Here is a 19331-nt window from a genome sequence, read left to right on the forward strand (position 1 = left end):
CGGCTTGCAGGAAAGTAATTCAGGTGACTGCACATGAATGATTTACAGATCGACGACATCAAGACCGACGAAAACGCTGCCATGGTGTTGCTGGTCGACGACCAGGCCATGATCGGCGAAGCTGTGCGGCGCGGCCTGGCTCACGAAGAAAACATCGACTTTCACTTTTGCGCCGACCCGCATCAGGCGATTGCCCAGGCGATCCGCATCAAACCGACGGTGATCCTGCAAGACCTGGTGATGCCCGGTCTTGATGGCCTGACACTGGTGCGCGAATACCGCAACCACCCGGCCACGGCGAATATCCCGATCATCGTGCTTTCGACCAAGGAAGACCCGCTGATCAAGAGCGCGGCGTTTTCGGCCGGAGCCAATGATTACCTGGTCAAGCTGCCGGATAACATCGAGCTGGTGGCGCGCATTCGCTATCACTCGCGCTCGTATATGACGCTGTTGCAGCGCGATGCGGCGTACCGCGCGCTGCGTGTGAGCCAGCAGCAATTGCTGGACACCAACCTGGTGCTGCAGCGGCTGATGAACTCCGATGGCCTCACCGGGCTGTCCAACCGCCGCCACTTTGACGAATACCTGGAGCTGGAATGGCGCCGTGCCATGCGTGACCAGACCCAGCTGTCGTTGTTGATGATCGATGTGGACTTCTTCAAGACCTACAACGACAGCTTTGGCCACGTCGAAGGTGATGAAGCCCTGCGCAAAGTCGCCGCGAGCATCCGTGAAGCCAGCAGCCGACCTTCGGACTTGCCGGCGCGGTACGGCGGTGAAGAGTTTGCGTTGGTGCTGCCCAATACCTCGCCGGGCGGTGCGCGCCTGGTGGCCGAGAAGCTGCGCATGGCGGTTGCGGGGCTGAAGATCCCGCACATTGCCCCGGCAGAAGGGGCGAGCCTGACCATCAGTATTGGCCTGTCGACCATGACGCCGTTGCAGGGTACGGATTGTCGGCAGTTGATCATGGCGGCGGACAAGGGGTTGTACACGGCCAAGCATAACGGGCGCAATCAGGTCGGTATCGAGTAAGCAGAACACCGCCGAACCCTTGTGGGAGCTGGCTTGCCTGCGATAGCGGCCTGTCAGTTACCACATCTGTACCTGATACACCGCTATCGCAGGCAAGCCAGCTCCCACATTTGATCTCAATCGTTCTGGAGATCGTCAACAACCCCGCCTTTTCGCCAAGCGGGCTGCCGTTAGCGCCGGTTTGTCGTTATACTCGTCGGCTTTCAAAAGTTCGCCAACGAGTGCTGCCCGCCATGGAAATCAACCCGATCCTTAACACCATCAAGGACCTGTCCGAGCGCTCCGAAACTATTCGGGGGTATCTTTGACTACGATCAAAAGCATGAGCGTCTGACCGAAGTCAATCGCGAGCTTGAAGATCCGGCTGTCTGGAACAAACCTGAATACGCCCAGGAACTGGGCCGCGAGCGTGCTGCGCTGGCGCAGATCGTCGACACCCTCGACGAGTTGAACACCGGTCTGGGCGATTGCCGCGACCTGCTGGACATGGCTGTCGAAGAAAACGACGAAGGCGCAGTGGGCGATGTCGTCGCCGAGCTGGCCCGTCTCGAGGAAAACCTCGCCAAGCTTGAATTCCGCCGCATGTTCAGCCACGAAATGGACCCGAACAACGCCTACCTGGACATCCAGGCCGGTTCCGGCGGCACCGAGGCCCAGGACTGGGCCAACATCCTGCTGCGCATGTACCTGCGCTGGGCGGATAAACGCGGTTTCGACGCTACCATCATGGAACTGTCGGCCGGTGAAGTCGCCGGTATCAAAGGCGCGACCGTGCACATCAAGGGCGAATACGCCTTTGGCTGGTTGCGGACCGAGATCGGCGTACACCGCCTGGTGCGCAAGAGCCCGTTCGACTCCGGCAACCGTCGCCATACCTCGTTCTCCGCCGTTTTCGTCTCGCCAGAGATCGACGACAAGGTGGAAATCGAGATCAACCCGGCCGACCTGCGGATCGACACCTACCGTTCCTCCGGTGCCGGTGGCCAGCACGTAAACACCACCGACTCGGCGGTGCGTATTACCCACGTACCGACCAACACCGTGGTCAGCTGCCAGAACGAACGTTCCCAGCACGCCAACAAGGACACCGCCATGAAAATGCTGCGGGCCAAGTTGTACGAGCAGGAAATGCAGAAGCGCAACGCCGCTTCCCAGGCGCTGGAAGACACCAAGTCGGATATCGGCTGGGGCCACCAGATCCGTTCGTATGTGCTTGATGCATCGCGGATCAAGGATCTGCGCACTAACATCGAACGCAGCGATTGCGACAAGGTGCTCGACGGTGATATCGACGAATACCTGGAAGCCAGCTTGAAATCGGGGCTGTAAACCGTCAGCCAAGACCTTAAGTCCCCTGCCACCGGTGGGGGCAACGAACCTGTGATGGAATTTCAAAAGACATGAGCGACCAACAACTCGACCCGCAAGCCCTGCAACAGGAAGAAAACTCCCTGATCGCCCTGCGCAAGGAAAAGCTTGCTGCCGAGCGCGCCAAGGGTAATGCCTTCCCGAACGACTTCCGCCGTGACAACTACTGCGATGCCTTGCAGAAACAGTACGCGGACAAGACCAAGGAAGAGCTGGCAGAGGCTGCAATCCCGGTCAAGGTGGCGGGTCGCATCATGCTTAACCGTGGCTCGTTCATGGTGATCCAGGACATGACCGGTCGCATTCAGGTGTACGTCAACCGTAAAACCCTGCCTGAAGAAACCCTGGCCTCGGTGAAAACCTGGGACATGGGCGACATCATTGCCGCCGAAGGCACCCTGGCGCGTTCCGGCAAGGGCGACCTTTACGTTGAAATGACCAGCGTGCGCCTGCTGACCAAGTCGCTGCGCCCGCTGCCGGACAAGCACCACGGCCTGACCGACACCGAGCAGCGCTATCGCCAGCGCTACGTCGACCTGATCGTCAACGAAGACGTGCGCCAGACCTTCCGCGTGCGTTCGCAAGTGATTGCGCACATCCGCAGCTTCCTGATGGCGCGTGACTTCCTTGAAGTGGAAACGCCGATGCTGCAAACCATCCCCGGTGGTGCCGCAGCCAAACCGTTCGAAACTCACCACAACGCGCTGGACCTGGAAATGTTCCTGCGTATCGCGCCGGAGCTGTACCTCAAGCGCCTGGTGGTTGGCGGCTTCGAGAAAGTGTTCGAGATCAACCGCAACTTCCGTAACGAAGGCGTCTCGACCCGTCACAACCCTGAATTCACCATGTTGGAGTTCTACCAGGCCTACGCCGACTACGAAGACAACATGGACCTCACCGAAGAGCTCTTCCGCGAGCTGGCGCAGCTGGTACTGGGCAGCACTGACGTGCCGTACGGCGACAAGGTGTTCCACTTCGGCGAGCCGTTCGTGCGTCTGTCGGTGTTCGACTCGATCCTCAAGTACAACCCTGAGCTGACCGCTGACGACCTGACCGACATCGACAAGGCCCGCGCCATCGCCAAGAAAGCTGGCGCCAAGGTGCTGGGCTTCGAAGGCCTGGGCAAACTGCAGGTGATGATTTTCGAAGAGCTGGTGGAGCACAAGCTGGAACAGCCGCACTTCATTACCCAGTACCCGTTCGAAGTGTCGCCGCTGGCACGTCGCAACGATGACAACCCGAACGTCACCGACCGTTTCGAGCTGTTCATTGGCGGCCGCGAAATCGCCAACGCCTACTCCGAGCTTAATGATGCAGAAGACCAGGCCGAACGCTTCATGGCCCAGGTGGCCGACAAGGACGCCGGTGACGACGAGGCGATGCACTACGACGCCGACTTCGTTCGCGCCCTGGAATACGGCATGCCGCCGACCGCCGGTGAAGGTATCGGTATCGACCGGTTGGTGATGTTGTTGACCAACTCGCCGTCGATCCGCGATGTGATCTTGTTCCCGCACATGCGGCCACAAGCGTAACCGTAGCGAAATCCGAAGCCGCCTTTTATAAGGCGGCTTTTTTGTGTGACGAATTCAGCCGTCAGCAGAACGGCGCCAAGAGGCACGCGCTGAGCGTTCCCACGCTCTGCACAGGAATGCAGCCCGTGACGCTCCGCATAACTCATTAAAGGAAGATCTGTCGTGAACCGCGTAATGGCTCAAGAAGGCGCCGCCGGCATTGCTGCTGCCGTGGCTGATAGTGTCCAGTACCAGGGCCGCAAGGCCAGCCGTCGAGGCAGCGAGCAACGCCGGCAAGACATTCTCGATGCGGCCATGCGCATCGTCGTGCGTGATGGGGTACGCGGTGTGCGCCATCGCGCGGTGGCAGCAGAGGCCGGCGTGCCGTTGTCGGCCACCACCTATTACTTCAAGGACATTGATGACCTGCTCACCGATACCTTCGCCCAATACGTGGAGCGCAGCGCTGCCTTCATGGGCAAGCTGTGGGTGCGCAATGAAGGCCTGCTGCGCGAGATGGTCGCCTATGGCGATGGCAGCTCGCAGTCACGCTCACAACTGGCCGATGACATTGCACGGCTGACCGCCGACTACGTGATGCGCCAACTGACCAATCGCCGCGAACACTTGATGGCCGAACAGGCCTTTCGCCAGGAAGCCTTGCTTAACCCGCGCCTGGCTGAGCTGGTGCGCTCGCACCAGCAGATTCTGTTGCAGGGCACCGGGCAGTTTTTCCAGGTATTGGGTTCCCGCGAGCCGCAACAGGATGCCAGAGTGTTGACGGCGATAATCGGTCGGATGGAATATCAGGGCCTGCTCGGCGGCCCTGAGCCTCTGACGGGTGAAGAGATGCTTGAGATTCTCAAGCGTTACATGCATTTGGTGTTGGCCTCGGTCTAGCCCCGTGCGCAATCTGCTTTATGTGGGAGCCAGCTCCCACACTTGATGGGGTGCCCAATGAAAGCCTGGCGTGTCATTGCAATCGCCTTGTCCTTCCTGCTGCTCAGCGGTTGCCTGGTCACCTTCAAGGATCCACTGGCGGCCCGTGAAGCCGCGCCCGACGCCTTGCTCGGCCACTGGTCAAGTAAAAACGCCTGGGGCGAACCGCTGAATCTGCAGATCACCCGTGTCGATCAGCAGCATTACAAGGCCGTGAGCTACCCTAAAGCCAAGCCGGGCCAGCGTGATGAGTACCTGTTTACGGTGTCGCGCCATGGCAACCGCTGGTACCTTTCTGCGCCGTTGCCGGCGGCCTTGGGTGGCAATTACTTCCTGGCCGGTTTTGACTTTGAAGGTAAGGGCGACAAAACGCGTGAATTGGTGGTCTACAACCTCGACCTTGAGCAGATCCATCAAGCCATAGGCCAAAATGCCTTGCGCGGCAGCACCGTGGAAACCGTCGAAGGTGACGGCGTGCGGGTCGACAGCCCCATGGACCAGGTATTTGCCTATCTGGATGACCCGGCCAATGCCGATGTGTTCGTTGAAGCCGTGCGCTACCGGCGCGCGGGCAAATAACGTTTAAAGAGGAAGCACCGGGTGGACGATTACCAGCAGACGATACGCACCTTGTCCGATCGCATTGTGCTGGCACAAACACCGATTCGCGTCCTCGACGCCGTGAAGTGGGACGAGAACATTCGCCAGGGGTTTCTCAAGGCCAAGGGCAAGGCCATGCCGGCCGTGGACCGCGATTACTACCTGGGCCGGCCGCTGTCGTTTGACTCCAGCGCGGTGAAGCTGGAGTTCCAGAACATCGAGCGCGACATCACCCGCCGCCTCGGCCAGTTCAGCCCGGTGGGGCAGATCATGCGCCGCATGTGCCGCGAGTACCGCATGGTGGTGCGCATGCTCGAAGCGCGGGGCACCGAGGACTTCGGCCTGATTTCCCAGGAACTCTACGGCGCCGCCTCGGACGCGTTCCACGCCGGTGACCCGACGCTGGCCGACCTGGGCCTGATGATGTCTGACTACCTCAACCAGATCGACGGCCGTGGCGACCTCAAGGACGAAGCCAAGACGCTCACGGCCAAGCATGCCGTGGCCTTGCTGCAAACCCGTTTGAATAAGGTGTTCGGTGAGGCCGAAGAGACCATCCGCGTCTTCGAGTCCGACGGTATCGTCGCCGATGCGGCGGCGGGCGCCGACTACATCAAGATCCGCGCCGACGCGATGTTCAACGAGCGTGATGTGCGCGCGCTGGAAGTGCACGAAGGCCTGGTGCACGTCGGCACCACGCTCAATGGCCAGAACCAGCCGATCTGCACCTTTCTGTCCAAAGGGCCGCCCTCGTCAACGGTGACCCAGGAAGGCCTGGCGATTCTGATGGAGATCATCACCTTTGCCTCCTACCCCAGTCGCCTGCGCAAACTGACCAACCGCACCCGTGCCATCCATATGGTCGAAGAGGGCGCCGACTTCCTGCAGGTATTCGAGTTCTTCCGCGAGCAAGGCTTTGAGATGGCCGAAAGCTACGGCAATGCCAGCCGCGTGTTCCGTGGTTCGACGCCGACCGGTCTGCCGTTTACCAAGGATTTGTCCTACCTCAAGGGCTTTATCATGGTTTACAACTACATCCAGTTGGCCGTGCGCAAAGGCAAGTTGGAACAAGTGCCGCTGCTGTTCTGCGGCAAGACCACCCTGGAAGACATGCGCACCTTGCGCCAACTGGTCGACGAAGGCCTGGTGGTGCCACCCAAGTACCTGCCCGAGCAGTTTCGCGACATGAACGCCCTGGCGGCGTGGATGTGCTTCTCCAACTTCCTCAACCACCTGAGCCTGGACCGGATCGAGGCGGATTACTCGAATATCCTGTAGAGATTTCCCTGACACAACCGAATCAAAAAGGTGGGAGCTGGCTTGCCTGCGATAGCGGTGTATCAGTCACCGCTGTTTTAACTGAAAGACCGCTATCGCAGGCAAGCCAGCTCCCACATTTGATCTCATTGGTTCTTGAGAAATGAGTACAACCTATCAGCGAGGCTTCAACGGATGAGAATCCTCGGCATTCTTTGCCTGCTACTCACTTTAAACGGCTGCAGCTCACTGCTGTTCTACCCCGAACCCGGCCTGCCATTCACGCCGGAAAAAGCCCGCCTGGCCTATCGCGACGTCACCCTCACCACCGCCGACGGCGTAAAGCTGCATGCCTGGTGGCTGCCGGCCAAACCCGGTGTGCCGCTCAAAGGCACGGTGCTGCACCTGCACGGCAATGGCGGCAACCTGGCCTGGCATCTGGGTGGCAGCTGGTGGTTGCCGGAGCAGGGCTATCAAGTGCTGTTGCTGGACTATCGCGGTTATGGCCTGTCTGAAGGCAAGCCGTCCTTGCCGGCGGTGTATCAGGACATTGATGCCGCGTTCGGCTGGATCGACAAGGCCCCTGAAACCCAAGGCCAGCCGCTGATCGTGTTGGGCCAGAGCCTGGGCGGTGCGCTGGCGGTGCATTACCTGGCGGCACACCCGCAGCGCCAAGCCCAGCTCAAGGCCCTGGTCCTGGACGGCGTGCCCGCCAGTTATCGTGATGTAGGACAATTCGCCCTCAGCACCTCCTGGTTAACATGGCCGTTTCAGGTGCCGCTGTCGTGGCTGGTGCCCGACGCCGACAGTGCGATCAATGCCATGCCCCAGCTTACCGGCGTGCCCAAGCTGTTGTTCCACAGCCTGGATGACCCGATTGTGCCGGTGGCCAACGGCATTCGCCTGTATCAGGCCGCGCCGCCGCCGAGGGTGTTGCAGTTGACCCGTGGCGGCCATGTGCAGACCTTCGCCGACAAGACCTGGCAAACCGTGATGCTGCGCTATCTGGACGACCCGCAGCACTTCAATGGCCTGCGCCGCCTGGGCGAGATACCGAATTACCCTATTCCTAAAGTTGATTCATCAGAGAGCCCGCAATGAGCGAAGAACGCAACATGATCCCGCTGATCCTCACCGGCATCGGCACCATCATCGGCACCGTCGGCTGCCTGTGGTTTTACGGCTACTTGCACTTCGCCAAGCCGGAAGATGCCTTGTTGCTCAGCGACTTCACCCTGCTCAAGACCGTGCCGGGCGAGGACTACAAGGTCTCGCTGACTCCGGCTGCGCAGGTGGCGCAATGCATTGATGGCGTATTGGTGATGTTTGATACCGAACAGAAAGGCTTGAGCGGCGTACTGGTCAATAACAAGAAACAAGCCGTGCGTTGCATGGGCCAGGAAACCCCGCAACTTCAAGAGTAAAGCGCTTCAATGCAGCGATACTGAAATATCTGGAACCGTATTCCGTAGGATGCCACTTAAGGGCTTGTCAGCGCTGCTGATGGATAACTTATGAATGGCCAGCCAAGGGAGAGTTACGGTGAATATTGCTGCGATAGACAGGATGTTGGATATGGCCCGGGCGCAGCAAAGTTTGGATGAGTTCAGCGAGTGGGACGCAGAGCTTTCCCAAAAGGAGCAGGACGAAACCAGGCGGCGCACGGAGTTCGAGCTGGCGGGCGGCGACGACAGCAACCGTCAGATCCAATTCTGAAGCAAAAAAAACCACCGTTTCCGGTGGTTTTTTCATCCTGCGTCAATCAATCAGTTAGCAACGGAAGAGCGTGGCTTGACTGGCTGGTTGTCGTTGGAGATGGTCACTTCAACGCGGCGGTTCATGGCACGGCCCGAAACGCTGCCGTTGTCGGCAACCGGGTATTCCTTGCCGTAACCCTGGGTCACGATGCGCGAGATATCCACGCCTTGTTGAGCCAGTGCACGTTGTACCGAAGCGGCACGACGCTCGGACAGACTCTGGTTGTACGAGTCCGAACCGGTGCTGTCGGTGTAGCCTTCGACGATCACTTTACGGTCCGGGTTGTCGCGCAGGAACTGAGCCAGTTTGGTGATGTTCACCAGGCCACTGGATTTCAGGTCGGACTTGTTGGTGGCGAACAGTACGTCACCGAAAGTCACCAGGGTGCCGCGATCAGTCTGCTTGGCGTTCAAGCTGTCTTGCAGTTGCTTGATCTGTGCATCACGGGCTTGCAGCAGCGCCTTGGCACGTTCGTCACCGGCGTTTTTCAGCTTGGCTTCGGACTCACGCAGCGAAATGGTGTCTTTGGCCACTTCAACGCGCTGGTTGGTCAGGTAGGCCAGTTGGTCGACCTTCTTCTCGTCTTCCTTGTCGCGGTAGGCCTTGTCAGCCTTGTCCAGCCAATCCTGCGCGTCCTTGGTTTCCAGCGCCGCTACCTTGGTGGCTTGCGGGTTGGATTGCAGGGCCGAGAAGTTGGTCCGTGCGTTTTCCAGGTTCTGGTTCGGCGGGGTGGAGCACGCCGCCAGAGCAACGCTCATCGCCAGCAGGGCAGGGATCATCAATTGTTTACGCATAGTCGTGTCGTCCTTTCAATTCGATATCGGGTGCAGTGCAATCAGTGGCGGCGGCTTATTGCTGTTTGATAACAGCCGGGCGCATGCCTTCCTGACGCAGTTCCTGCACAGCTTTCTGGGAATCCTTCACAGCCTGGTCAGCCTTGGCAGCCTGGGCTTTGCGCTCTGCGACACGGGCATCCCACTCGGCTTGTTCAGCCAGTTGACGCGCTTTGTCGTAGTTCTTGTCGTGCATGGCCAGTTCAGCAGCTTTGAGCTTGTCCTGGGCCGACTTCATTTCTACCGCTGCGTACTCGGTACCGCCGGCGCTGACTGCGCTGTTTACGGCGGACTGGGTCACGGCGTATTGCTCGGTCGGCGGGTTGCCGGCGCAGCCCGCCAGAACGAAGCTGGTGCCGATTGCCAGCGCGGCCAATTTCAGCCCGCGCAGATGGTTAAACGAGGATTTGGCAGTGCTGGTCTTCATCGTCTTCAACTCCATTGGATAACTCCTGAAAAAATCAAAATCCACTTCATCGGTTGGCGGTTGCAGGCCCGGCGGTAAAGCACCAAATGCCCTTTCAAACGGCCGTTCCAAGTGATGGCTTACTGGCTGTGACCGGAGCGTTTTTTCAAAAGTTCAGCGGAGATGGCGATTTGCCTAAAAAAATATCTGACTGTTTGGTCAGCGTTTAAAAGTTTGAACTTTCGCGTTGCGCAGAGGTACTCCGAGCCTCTGTGAGGCCCGGAATACAGGGGTTAAACGGGGGTGTCGAAGGTTTGTCAGTGTTGCTGTTTATCGGCGGTGGCTGATAAATCATGCAGATAGCGGCGTGACAGAGTCAGAAAGCGCGGCGTCGGGCCGACGTCCTCGTACAGTGGGTCACCCTCTTCATCGGTGGCGATCACATGCTGGCCCTTGATGTAGGGGAAGCTCGCTTCCAGCTCTTCAAGGGCCGCGCCGATCAGTTCGCCGAGCAATTCTTCGGTGCTGCGCTTGGGGTACATCTCGGCGATAGCGGCCAGGCGCGCAGCGGACTCGACGTCCAAGTGGATCGCGTACTCGGTTTTGGTCAGGCGACCCTTGGCGTTCTCTTCCCAATGTTGGGCCAGTTCTCGAATTTTCATGGCAACCTCAATAAGCCCGCGATGGCAGGCGGTGATGGGTGTCCAGTCGCCTGCGTGGGTAACACGACGACTCACTGTTGAGACTAGCTGCAAGTCGCAAGGTTTAAAGTGTCTTGTCAGAAACTGACGCGGGCGGCACTCTGGAAGGCCTGCGCGTCCCGGATTTCTGGCTGGAGATTGGCTGATGAGTGATATCGATGCACGCTTGCGTGAGGATGTTCACCTGCTGGGTGAGCTGCTGGGCAACACCATTCGAGAACAGTACGGCGATGCTTTTCTCGACAAGATCGAGCAGATCCGTAAAGGCGCCAAGGCTGACAGACGAGGTGCTGGCGATGAGCTGAGCACCCGCCTCAATCAGTTACAGGAAGATGAATTGCTGCCCGTGGCCCGGGCCTTCAACCAGTTTCTCAACCTGGCCAATATCGCCGAGCAGTACCAACTGATCCATCGGCGCGATGAATCGCAACCAGCGCCCTTCGAGTCTCGCGTGTTACCGGAGTTGCTGGCGCGCCTGCAAAGCGAAGGTCACAGCAATGAGTCCCTGGCCCGTCAGTTGGCGCGCCTGGAGATTGAGCTGGTGCTCACCGCCCACCCGACCGAAGTGGCGCGCCGCACCTTGATCCAGAAATACGATGCGATTGCCGCACAACTGGCGTTGCAGGATCACCGCGACCTCACCAGCGCCGAGCGCGAGCAGATCCGCCAGCGCTTGCAGCGGCTGATCGCCGAAGCCTGGCACACCGAAGAGATCCGCCGCATCCGGCCCACGCCGGTAGACGAAGCCAAGTGGGGCTTTGCGGTGATCGAGCATTCGCTGTGGCATGCCATTCCCAATTATTTGCGCAAGGCCGACCAGGCCTTGCACGCCGCCACCGGCCTGCGCCTGCCACTTGAGGCGGCGCCGATCCGCTTTGCTTCGTGGATGGGCGGCGACCGTGACGGCAACCCGAATGTCACCGCGCCGGTCACCCGCGAAGTGTTGCTGCTGGCGCGCTGGATGGCGGCGGATCTGTACCTGCGAGATGTCGATCATCTGGCCTCTGAGCTGTCGATGCAGCAGGCCAGCCCTGCATTGCAGGCCAAGGTTGGTGATAGCGTCGAACCTTACCGTGCCTTGCTCAAGCAACTGCGCGAACGCCTGCGCGCCACGCGCCAATGGGCGCATACCTCACTGACCGCCAGCACGCCTGCGCCTGCCGATGTGTTGCAAAACAACCGCGACCTGCTCGACCCGTTGGAGCTGTGCTACCAGTCGCTGCATGAGTGCGGCATGGGCGTGATCGCTGATGGCCCGTTGCTCGACTGCCTGCGCCGTGCCGTGACCTTCGGTTTGTTCCTGGTGCGCCTGGACGTGCGTCAGGATTCCAGTCGTCACTCGGCGGCCATGACCGAAATCACTGATTACCTGGGCTTGGGCCGTTATGAAGACTGGGACGAAGAAGCGCGCATCAGCTTCCTGAGCAAAGAGCTGACCAATCGCCGACCGCTGCTGCCGGGTTATTTCAAACCGTCGGCAGACACCGCCGAAGTGTTGAACACCTGCAAGGAAATCGCCGCCGCACCGGCTGCATCACTCGGTTCTTATGTCATTTCCATGGCGGGTGCCGCGTCGGATGTGCTGGCCGTGCAACTGTTGCTTAAAGAGTCGGGCGTGCAACGGCCGATGCGCGTGGTGCCGCTGTTTGAAACCCTGGCCGACCTGGATAACGCCGGGCCGGTGATGGAGCGTCTGCTGCAATTGCCGGGTTATCGCGCGCGCTTGCAAGGCCCACAGGAAGTGATGATCGGCTATTCGGACTCGGCCAAGGACGCCGGCACCACCGCCGCTGCCTGGGCACAGTACCGGGCGCAGGAACGGCTGGTGGATATCTGCCGCGAGCAACAGGTGGAGTTGCTGTTGTTCCATGGTCGCGGCGGCACCGTTGGCCGTGGCGGCGGCCCGGCGCATGCGGCGATCCTGTCGCAGCCGCCAGGCTCGGTGGCGGGGCGTTTCCGTACGACCGAACAAGGCGAGATGATTCGCTTCAAGTTCGGCCTGCCGGACATTGCCGAGCAGAACCTCAACCTTTATCTGGCTGCCGTGCTCGAAGCCACGCTGCTGCCACCGCCGCCACCTGAGCCGGCCTGGCGGCATCTGATGGATGAATTGGCAGCAGACGGTGTCAGTGCTTACCGCGCCGTGGTGCGGGAAAATCCGCAGTTCGTCGAGTACTTCCGCCAGTCCACACCCGAGCAGGAGCTGGGCCGCTTGCCATTGGGCAGTCGCCCGGCCAAGCGCCGTGCGGGCGGTATCGAGAGCCTGCGCGCGATTCCGTGGATCTTCGGCTGGACCCAAACCCGCCTGATGCTGCCCGCCTGGCTTGGTTGGGAAGCGGCATTAAGCAAGGCGCTGGAGCGTGGCGAAGGTGAGTTGCTCGGCCAGATGCGCGAGCAATGGCCGTTCTTTCGCACCCGCATCGATATGCTCGAGATGGTACTGGCCAAGGCAGATGCCGATATTGCGCGGCTGTATGACGAGCGTTTGGTGCAGCCGGACCTGCTGCCATTGGGTGCGCACTTACGCGACCTATTGTCGCAGGCGTGCGACGTGGTACTTGGCCTGACCGGCCAGTCGCAACTGCTGGCCCATAGCCCGGACACGCTTGAGTTCATTCGCCTGCGCAACACCTACCTCGACCCGCTGCACCTGTTGCAGGCCGAATTACTGGCACGCTCGCGCCAGCAGGAGGCGGCGCAGGACAGCCCTCTGGAACAGGCGCTGCTGGTGTCTGTAGCCGGTATTGCCGCCGGTTTGCGCAACACTGGCTGAGGTTTTCTGCGTGTTCTCAATGGCTTGCAGATAAACAACGACGGCCGCCCGGAAACGGGCGGTCGGCGTTTAGGAGGCGGGGTTGCACTCAGGCACACCCTACCTATGACTGCATGGCGGGCGCGGTTCTTGCGACTTTTGGCGGCTTGTATGGATAGAGCCCGCTGTGTATCTTGATCAGCCTTTGGCCGTTTGATCGGCCAGGACCCACATTTTTACGAGATTGGCCCCACGCGGCGAATCCGAGCGTCATCTCTATAAAAAATTGAGGAGCACATCGATGCGCGTCATTCTGCTGGGAGCTCCCGGGGCCGGTAAAGGTACTCAGGCAAAGTTCATCACTGAAAAATTCGGCATTCCACAAATCTCCACCGGTGACATGCTGCGTGCCGCCGTCAAGGCTGGCACCGAACTGGGCCTGATCGCCAAGAGCGTAATGGACAGCGGCGGCCTGGTCTCCGATGACCTGATCATCAACCTGGTCAAGGAACGCATCAGCCAGGAAGACTGCAAGAACGGTTTCCTGTTCGACGGTTTCCCACGCACTATTCCCCAGGCGGAAGCCTTGGTGAAAGCCGGCGTTGAGCTGGACGCTGTGGTTGAAATCGCAGTTGAAGACGAAGAAATCGTTCAGCGTATTGCGGGCCGTCGCGTTCACGAAGGCTCGGGCCGCGTGTACCACATCGTCTACAATCCGCCAAAGGTTGAAGGTAAAGACGATGTGACCGGTGAAGACCTGGTACAGCGTAAGGACGACACCGAAGAAACCGTGCGCCATCGCCTGTCGGTCTACCATTCGCAGACCAAGCCGCTGGTGGATTTCTACCAGAAGCTTTCGGCTGCCCAAGGCAAGCCGAAGTACAGCCACATCCCTGGCGTGGGTTCGGTAGAATCCATCACTGCCAAGGTGCTTGAAGCACTGAGCTGATCCTTCGATCGGCTTTGCGTACAACGGCCCGCTTGCGGGCCGTTGTTGTTTATACTGGCGCACTTTTTTTCGACTTGGACACCTACACCGATGAGCACCCTGCTGGCCCTGGACACCGCGACTGAAGCTTGCTCCGTCGCCTTGCTGCATGATGGCAAGGTAACGAGCCACTACGAGGTGATCCCGCGTCTGCATGCGCAGAAGCTGTTGCCGATGATCAAGCAACTGCTGGAAGAGGCGGGCACCACGCTGTCTGCCGTGGACGCGATTGCTTTCGGGCGTGGCCCGGGCGCCTTTACCGGCGTGCGTATTGCCATTGGGGTGGTGCAAGGCCTGGCCTTTGCGCTGGAGCGCCCGGTGTTGCCGGTGTCCAACCTTGCGGTATTGGCCCAGCGTGCATTGCGTGAACACGGCGCCTCGCAGGTGGCGGCGGCGATTGATGCGCGCATGGATGAAGTGTATTGGGGCTGCTACCGCGAAACCGCTGCCGAAATGCGTCTGGTGGGCGTGGAAGCCGTACAGCCTCCGGAATCGTCGGTGTTGCCTGCTGACGCCAGCGGCGATTGGTTTGGTGCCGGTACTGGCTGGGGTTATGGCGAGCGCATCCCTGTGCAATTGGCGGGGCAGGACGCTGCCATGTTGCCCCACGCCGAAGACTTGCTGACCCTGGCACGTTTCGCTTTCGAGCGCGGCGAAGCGATTTCGGCCGACCAGGCTGCACCGGTTTATCTGCGCGATAAAGTTGCGCAAACCAAGGCTGAACGCGGGATTATTTGACGTCAAAAATGCTGGCAATTTGGAGCAAAAATCCCCAATCGTCAGAATTTGCCCCGGTTTGTAAACCTTTTACAAATTATGTGTTCTAGTTATCACCAGAGCATTTGCGCACCACGGAAAGTGCCGCTAAATTGCCATCATTGATACCGAGTCTGCATGTATGCGTATAGACGGCTTTTCCTCACAGTCCTACCCACTCAAGCGTAAGCCGCGCAAGGCGAACGTCACGGTAGACGAGTCCGTCGAAGATTCGCCGGACTTCATCGAGGTTCAGTCAGAGTCGCAACCCAGTGCCCAAGGTTCTGGCGCTGCACGCATCAGTGGCCTTCCTGCCCGTCAGCAAGACATGGTCTTCCCCCGTTCCATGAGCAAAAGCGTCGCCACCGCGCTGGCCAGCTACCTGACCACCGCCGGCTTTGTCGAATGGGATATGGAAGTGCTGGGTCTCGACATCCACATCTGATGCGCCTGCCTTACTACATCGGCTGCCCGTCCTGGAGTGAAAACGCCTGGCGCGAGTACCTGTACCCGGCCGATGCCCGTTCCAGCGACTACCTTGCCCTGTATTCCCAGGTCTTTAACGCCGTTGAAGGCAACACCACCTTTTATGCCCGCCCCTCGGCCGCCACGGTGCAGCGCTGGGCTGAAATCATGCCTGAGGGTTTTCGCTTCACCGCCAAATTCCCCGGAGACATCAGCCACGGCGGCGACTTGCGCGAGCAATTGCCGGCAGCGGAAAGTTTTGTCGGCTTGATGAGCCCTTTGGGCGAGCGGGTTTCGCCGCTGTGGTTGCAATTGTCGGCGAGCTTTTCGCCGCAACGCCTGGGCGAACTGGCGGGTTTCATTGACGGCCTGGAACGCCCGCTGGCCGTGGAAGTGCGTCACCCTGAGTTCTTCGCCAAGGGCGATGCCGAGCGCAGGCTCAACCGGCTGTTGCGCGACCGTGGCGTGGAGCGTATTTGCCTCGATCCACGTGCGCTGTTCAGTTGCACTTCAACGTCGGCGGCCGTGCTGCACGCCCAATCGAAAAAGCCCAAGGTACCAACACGGCCGGCGGCGTTGACTCAATTTCCCCAGGTGCGCTTCATCGGCCATCCGGAACTGGAGGCCAATGACCCGTTCCTGGTCCCGTGGGTAGAAAAAATTGCTGGCTGGATCGAAGAGGGGCGCACGCCTTATGTGTTCCTGCACACCTCGGATAACCGCCTCGCCGCGCAACTGGCGCTGCGCTTTCACCAACAGTTGATGCTGCGTTTGCCGGGGTTGCCAGCGCTGCCAACCTTGCATCGGGAACCCGCAGCGGAGCAACTGGGGTTACTCTAGGGCTCCTTTTTCCGACAGGAGTCAGCCATGGATGCCCAAACCCTTCGCGCCGAAACCTTCAAGGCCTTGCATGAGCGTGACCGCGCATTCGTGATGCCCAACCCGTGGGACGCCGGCTCCGCCATCATGCTCGCCAGCCTGGGTTTTGAGGCGTTGGCCACGACCAGTGCGGGCTATGCGTTCAGCCTCGGGCGACCGGATGCGGAAGGCGCATTATCCCTTGAAGACACCTTGGCCAATGCGTCATCGATCGTGCGGGCCACTGCGCTGCCGGTGGCGGCTGACCTGGAGAACGGCTTCAGCGACACCCCCGAAGGCTGCGCCCAGACCATCCTGCGCGCCGCGGCCAGCGGTATTGTGGGTGGCTCTATCGAAGACGCCACAGGCATTGCGGTCGACCCGATCTATCCGTTTGACCTGTCGGTGGAGCGCGTGGAAGCCGCCGTCGCCGCTGCCCGCAGCTTGCCATTTGCCTTTACGCTCACCGCCCGTGCAGAAAACCTCCTGCATGGTCGCCTGGATTTGCCTGACACTATTCGCCGCCTGCAAGCCTACGCCGAAGCCGGGGCGGACGTGCTCTACGCTCCCGCCTTGCGCAGTGCCGAAGAAGTGCTCGCGGTGGTCAAGGCGGTGGCGCCCAAACCGGTAAATGTGCTGATGTCCGGTGGTTTGAACCTGAGCGTGGCGCAGTTGAGCGAAATGGGCGTGCGCCGCATCAGTGTCGGCTCAGCCATGGCGCTGGCGGCGTATGGCGAGTTCTATCGGGCGGCGCAGGAGGTGTATGAGCTGGGCACTTTTACCTTCACTGAACGCAAGATGCCGTTCAGCCAGGCCAACGGTTTTTTCAAAGGCTGAATCAGGCCGCCAGGCGCAGGTTGTTGAGGACCAGCGGGCGCGCCCAGTGATAATCGAAGTCCAGCGCCTTCTGTTGCGCCACCAGCTCCTCGGCCGGGTAAGGCGTGGCAGGCGGTGGCAGCAGGTCCAGTTCGAATTCGGCAATCGGCAGGTGCAGCGGCTGGGGCTGCGGCGCCGGGCCAGGCTCAGGCGGCGGGTTGCCGGCATTGAGCACAATCGGGCGGACCCAGCCGCTTTCGAAGTTTTGCTGGCGCTGCTGGGCGATGATTTCTTCTGCCGGGAACGGCGTGGCAGGCGGCGGCAGCAGCTCGGTTTCAAATTCGGCGATGGGCAGGAACAGCGGCTCCGGCGGGGCGACCTCGGTGTCGTGTACGTCGCATTCACGCTGGGTGAGGATCTGTGACAACAGGTCGGCGCCTTCGCTGGGTTCTACCGCCGGGTCCCTCGGCGCCGGAGCTTTGGCCGCCAGCGCACTCGGCGTATCGCCAAGCTGCTCGGCCAACGCACGGGCGAAGAAGTCCTGCCACACATGGCTCACCCCAGCCAGCGCTTGAGTATTGCGCAGGCCGTAGTGGTTGTGGGTCGGCAGTACACCGATGGTTAGGGGAAGAATGTCTGACATTTTTCTCGGTCGACGCTCAGCTCTGGCAAAATACCTGACTGTTGTTTTTATCGGCCGTTGTTTGCCGATCCTTAATATTTTTGAGCGTAGCGATTGATGAGCGAACAACCAGCGGCCAGCCGCATTCGGGTCGAGGCTTTGGCCGACGGTTTCAAGGCCCGCGCCGAGCACTGGGCCGCGCAGCTTGGCCTGCCTTTACAGCTGGAGGAGGCGGACTTTTCCCTGCAAGTCGGGGAACACGGCCTGCAACTGCAACAGCTCGGGCCTGACGCGCCGGGGCCGGTGCGCGTGGACTTCGTCGAAGGCGGCGCGGCGCATCGGCGTCTCTACGGCGGTGGCAGCGGGCAGATGATCGCCAAGGCGGTCGGTGTTGCCCAAGGGGTGCGCCCACGGGTGCTGGACGCTACGGCGGGCTTGGGCAAGGACGCGTTCGTACTCGCCAGCCTGGGCTGCGAGATGAGCCTGATCGAGCGTCAGCCGTTGATCGGCGCCTTGCTCGAAGACGGCCTGGCCCGTGGTGCGGACGACTTTGAAGTGGCGCCGATTGTGGCGCGCATGCAGTTGCTCAAAGGCAACTCGATCGAGGTGATGCGCAACTGGGAGGGCGAGCCGCCGCAGGTGATCTACCTGGACCCGATGTTCCCGCACCGTGAGAAAACGGCGCTGGTTAAGAAGGAAATGCGCCTGTTTCGCCCATTAGTGGGTGATGATCCGGACGCACCGGCCTTACTCGCTGCCGCCTTGGCGTTGGCCAGCCACCGCGTGGTGGTCAAGCGCCCGCGCAAGGCGCCGTGCATTGACGGGCCCAAACCGAGCCATGCGTTGGATGGAAAGTCCAGCCGGTATGACATCTATCCAAAGAAAGCGCTCAAGTCCTGAATCATTGTTGTTCTATCGGGCCTCATCGCAGGCAAGCCAGCTCCCACCTTTTGATTTGCAAACACAGTCAAAGGTGGGAGCTGGCTTGCCTGCGATAGTGCCCGATCAGGCAGCTCAAACCCTCAAGGCCGATACGCCCGCATAAACAACCCCACCACCTCCTGCACATGCGCTTCGGCAGCTTCTTCACTCAACTGCCCGCCACACCCATACAACAAGCAGAAATTTGCCGTGCCCTTGAGCAGGCAAAAGAAGTGCTCAGCCGCCGTAAATGGTTTGTCGATGCTCAAGGCGCCGCTCTGGTCAATGCGGCTGAGCAGGCGCTCCATGCCTTGCAGCATGCGCATAGGCCCGGCTTCAAAGAAGATCTGCGAGAGTTTCACGTCCTGGTTGCCGGTGGTCATCATCAGGCGGTGCAGGTTCACCGATTCTTCGCTGTTGATCAGCCGATGAAAGCCGCGCGCGATGTTCAGCAGTACGGTGTGCACCGGCATGCCCTCGGGCAACTCGAAATACATCACCGGCAACTGCTCCTCGCACTTGGCCACGACGGCGGCGGTGAACAAGGTCTCTTTATCCGTGAAGTGGCTGTAGACCGTCAGTTTTGACACGCCGGCCTCAAGGGCCACGGCATCCATGCTGGTGCTGGCGTAGCCATTGCTCAAAAACAGGATTTTGGCTGCTTCGAGGATTGCCTGGCGTTTTGCCATGTCCTTGGGACGCCCGGGGCTATTGGTGTTTACAGGATTGTCGGACATTTTCA

General features: G+C 60.2%; 21 protein-coding genes. 16 read left to right on the forward strand and 5 right to left on the reverse strand.

Annotation, left to right across the window (positions count from 1 at the left end; all coding sequences use genetic code 11):
- The first annotated feature begins 33 nt into the window (after nucleotides 1–33).
- The 9 genes from HBO23_RS02805 to HBO23_RS02845 all read left to right on the forward strand — a co-directional run bounded on the left by HBO23_RS02805 (nucleotide 34) and on the right by HBO23_RS02845 (nucleotide 8429).
- Nucleotides 34–1035 (forward strand): PleD family two-component system response regulator, encoded by a 1002-nt coding sequence (locus tag HBO23_RS02805; protein WP_017137099.1) that lies wholly within the window; start codon nucleotides 34–36, stop codon nucleotides 1033–1035.
- Between the two features lie 233 nt (nucleotides 1036–1268).
- A protein-coding gene (gene prfB, locus HBO23_RS02810) for a peptide chain release factor 2 (RefSeq protein WP_096236834.1) occupies nucleotides 1269–2364 on the forward strand; the annotation gives its coding sequence in 2 pieces (ribosomal slippage) (nucleotides 1269–1340 and nucleotides 1342–2364; 1095 coding nt in all).
- A 71-nt stretch (nucleotides 2365–2435) separates the two neighbouring features.
- The gene (lysS, locus tag HBO23_RS02815) at nucleotides 2436–3938 is read left to right on the forward strand and encodes a lysine--tRNA ligase (RefSeq protein WP_017137101.1); all 1503 of its coding nucleotides are present in this window, start codon (nucleotides 2436–2438) and stop codon (nucleotides 3936–3938) included.
- A gap of 162 nt (nucleotides 3939–4100) precedes the next feature.
- Nucleotides 4101–4817, forward strand: a complete 717-nt coding sequence (locus HBO23_RS02820) for a TetR family transcriptional regulator (protein ID WP_138453145.1) — start codon at nucleotides 4101–4103, stop codon at nucleotides 4815–4817.
- Nucleotides 4818–4874: 57 nt separating this feature from the next.
- Nucleotides 4875–5435: a hypothetical protein gene (locus tag HBO23_RS02825; RefSeq protein WP_138453144.1), complete on the forward strand. Its 561-nt coding sequence runs from the start codon at nucleotides 4875–4877 to the stop codon at nucleotides 5433–5435.
- Nucleotides 5436–5456: 21 nt separating this feature from the next.
- The gene (locus HBO23_RS02830) at nucleotides 5457–6734 is read left to right on the forward strand and encodes a flavohemoglobin expression-modulating QEGLA motif protein (protein ID WP_017137104.1); all 1278 of its coding nucleotides are present in this window, start codon (nucleotides 5457–5459) and stop codon (nucleotides 6732–6734) included.
- A gap of 174 nt (nucleotides 6735–6908) precedes the next feature.
- Entirely contained in the window at nucleotides 6909–7814 is a 906-nt protein-coding gene (locus HBO23_RS02835) for an alpha/beta hydrolase (RefSeq protein ID WP_170036434.1), read from the forward strand.
- Entirely contained in the window at nucleotides 7811–8137 is a 327-nt protein-coding gene (locus tag HBO23_RS02840) for a hypothetical protein (RefSeq protein ID WP_069786226.1), read from the forward strand. The genes HBO23_RS02835 and HBO23_RS02840 overlap by 4 nt, the downstream gene beginning before the upstream one ends.
- A 118-nt stretch (nucleotides 8138–8255) precedes the next feature.
- Nucleotides 8256–8429 carry a hypothetical protein gene (locus HBO23_RS02845; protein WP_157786501.1) on the forward strand — a complete coding sequence of 58 codons (174 nt, stop codon included), beginning with the start codon at nucleotides 8256–8258 and terminating at the stop codon, nucleotides 8427–8429.
- Between the two features lie 50 nt (nucleotides 8430–8479).
- On the opposite strand, the gene HBO23_RS02850 is transcribed toward HBO23_RS02845, so the two are convergent.
- The 3 genes from HBO23_RS02850 to HBO23_RS02860 all read right to left on the reverse strand — a co-directional run bounded on the left by HBO23_RS02850 (nucleotide 8480) and on the right by HBO23_RS02860 (nucleotide 10372).
- The gene (locus tag HBO23_RS02850; RefSeq protein ID WP_056857564.1) at nucleotides 8480–9265 is read right to left on the reverse strand and encodes an OmpA family protein; all 786 of its coding nucleotides are present in this window, start codon (nucleotides 9263–9265) and stop codon (nucleotides 8480–8482) included.
- Nucleotides 9266–9320: 55 nt separating this feature from the next.
- Entirely contained in the window at nucleotides 9321–9746 is a 426-nt protein-coding gene (locus HBO23_RS02855; protein ID WP_017137109.1) for a DUF4398 domain-containing protein, read from the reverse strand.
- Between the two features lie 281 nt (nucleotides 9747–10027).
- Nucleotides 10028–10372 (reverse strand): pilin assembly protein, encoded by a 345-nt coding sequence (locus tag HBO23_RS02860; RefSeq protein ID WP_099548541.1) that lies wholly within the window; start codon nucleotides 10370–10372, stop codon nucleotides 10028–10030.
- 184 nt (nucleotides 10373–10556) lie between these two features.
- On the opposite strand from HBO23_RS02860, the gene ppc reads away from it, so the two are divergent.
- From ppc to HBO23_RS02890, 6 genes are all read left to right on the forward strand, one after another.
- The gene (gene ppc / locus HBO23_RS02865) at nucleotides 10557–13184 is read left to right on the forward strand and encodes a phosphoenolpyruvate carboxylase (protein ID WP_169985358.1); all 2628 of its coding nucleotides are present in this window, start codon (nucleotides 10557–10559) and stop codon (nucleotides 13182–13184) included.
- 280 nt (nucleotides 13185–13464) lie between these two features.
- Nucleotides 13465–14112, forward strand: coding sequence for an adenylate kinase (gene adk / locus HBO23_RS02870; RefSeq protein WP_056857561.1), 648 nt, complete (start codon nucleotides 13465–13467; stop codon nucleotides 14110–14112).
- Nucleotides 14113–14202: 90 nt separating this feature from the next.
- Nucleotides 14203–14889: a tRNA (adenosine(37)-N6)-threonylcarbamoyltransferase complex dimerization subunit type 1 TsaB gene (tsaB, locus tag HBO23_RS02875; RefSeq protein ID WP_170036437.1), complete on the forward strand. Its 687-nt coding sequence runs from the start codon at nucleotides 14203–14205 to the stop codon at nucleotides 14887–14889.
- Between the two features lie 160 nt (nucleotides 14890–15049).
- Nucleotides 15050–15352, forward strand: a complete 303-nt coding sequence (locus tag HBO23_RS02880) for a hypothetical protein (protein ID WP_017137114.1) — start codon at nucleotides 15050–15052, stop codon at nucleotides 15350–15352.
- A complete protein-coding gene (locus tag HBO23_RS02885) occupies nucleotides 15352–16212 on the forward strand; it encodes a DUF72 domain-containing protein (RefSeq protein ID WP_099548543.1) in 861 nt (286 codons plus the stop codon). The genes HBO23_RS02880 and HBO23_RS02885 overlap by 1 nt, the downstream gene beginning before the upstream one ends.
- 27 nt (nucleotides 16213–16239) lie before the next feature.
- Nucleotides 16240–17067: an isocitrate lyase/phosphoenolpyruvate mutase family protein gene (locus HBO23_RS02890; protein ID WP_170036439.1), complete on the forward strand. Its 828-nt coding sequence runs from the start codon at nucleotides 16240–16242 to the stop codon at nucleotides 17065–17067.
- A 1-nt stretch (nucleotide 17068) separates the two neighbouring features.
- Here the strand turns inward: HBO23_RS02890 and HBO23_RS02895 are convergent, their stop codons facing one another.
- Nucleotides 17069–17689: an energy transducer TonB gene (locus tag HBO23_RS02895; RefSeq protein WP_170036441.1), complete on the reverse strand. Its 621-nt coding sequence runs from the start codon at nucleotides 17687–17689 to the stop codon at nucleotides 17069–17071.
- Nucleotides 17690–17785: 96 nt separating this feature from the next.
- Here HBO23_RS02895 and HBO23_RS02900 point away from each other — a divergent pair, with 96 nt between their 5' ends.
- A complete protein-coding gene (locus HBO23_RS02900; RefSeq protein WP_017137118.1) occupies nucleotides 17786–18568 on the forward strand; it encodes a class I SAM-dependent methyltransferase in 783 nt (260 codons plus the stop codon).
- Between the two features lie 122 nt (nucleotides 18569–18690).
- Here the strand turns inward: HBO23_RS02900 and HBO23_RS02905 are convergent, their stop codons facing one another.
- Nucleotides 18691–19326, reverse strand: a complete 636-nt coding sequence (locus HBO23_RS02905; protein ID WP_017137119.1) for a TetR/AcrR family transcriptional regulator — start codon at nucleotides 19324–19326, stop codon at nucleotides 18691–18693.
- Between the last annotated feature and the right edge of the window lie 5 nt (nucleotides 19327–19331).

Source organism: Pseudomonas sp. WS 5532, from assembly GCF_012985445.1.
Taxonomy (GTDB): Bacteria; Pseudomonadota; Gammaproteobacteria; order Pseudomonadales; family Pseudomonadaceae; genus Aquipseudomonas; species Aquipseudomonas edaphica.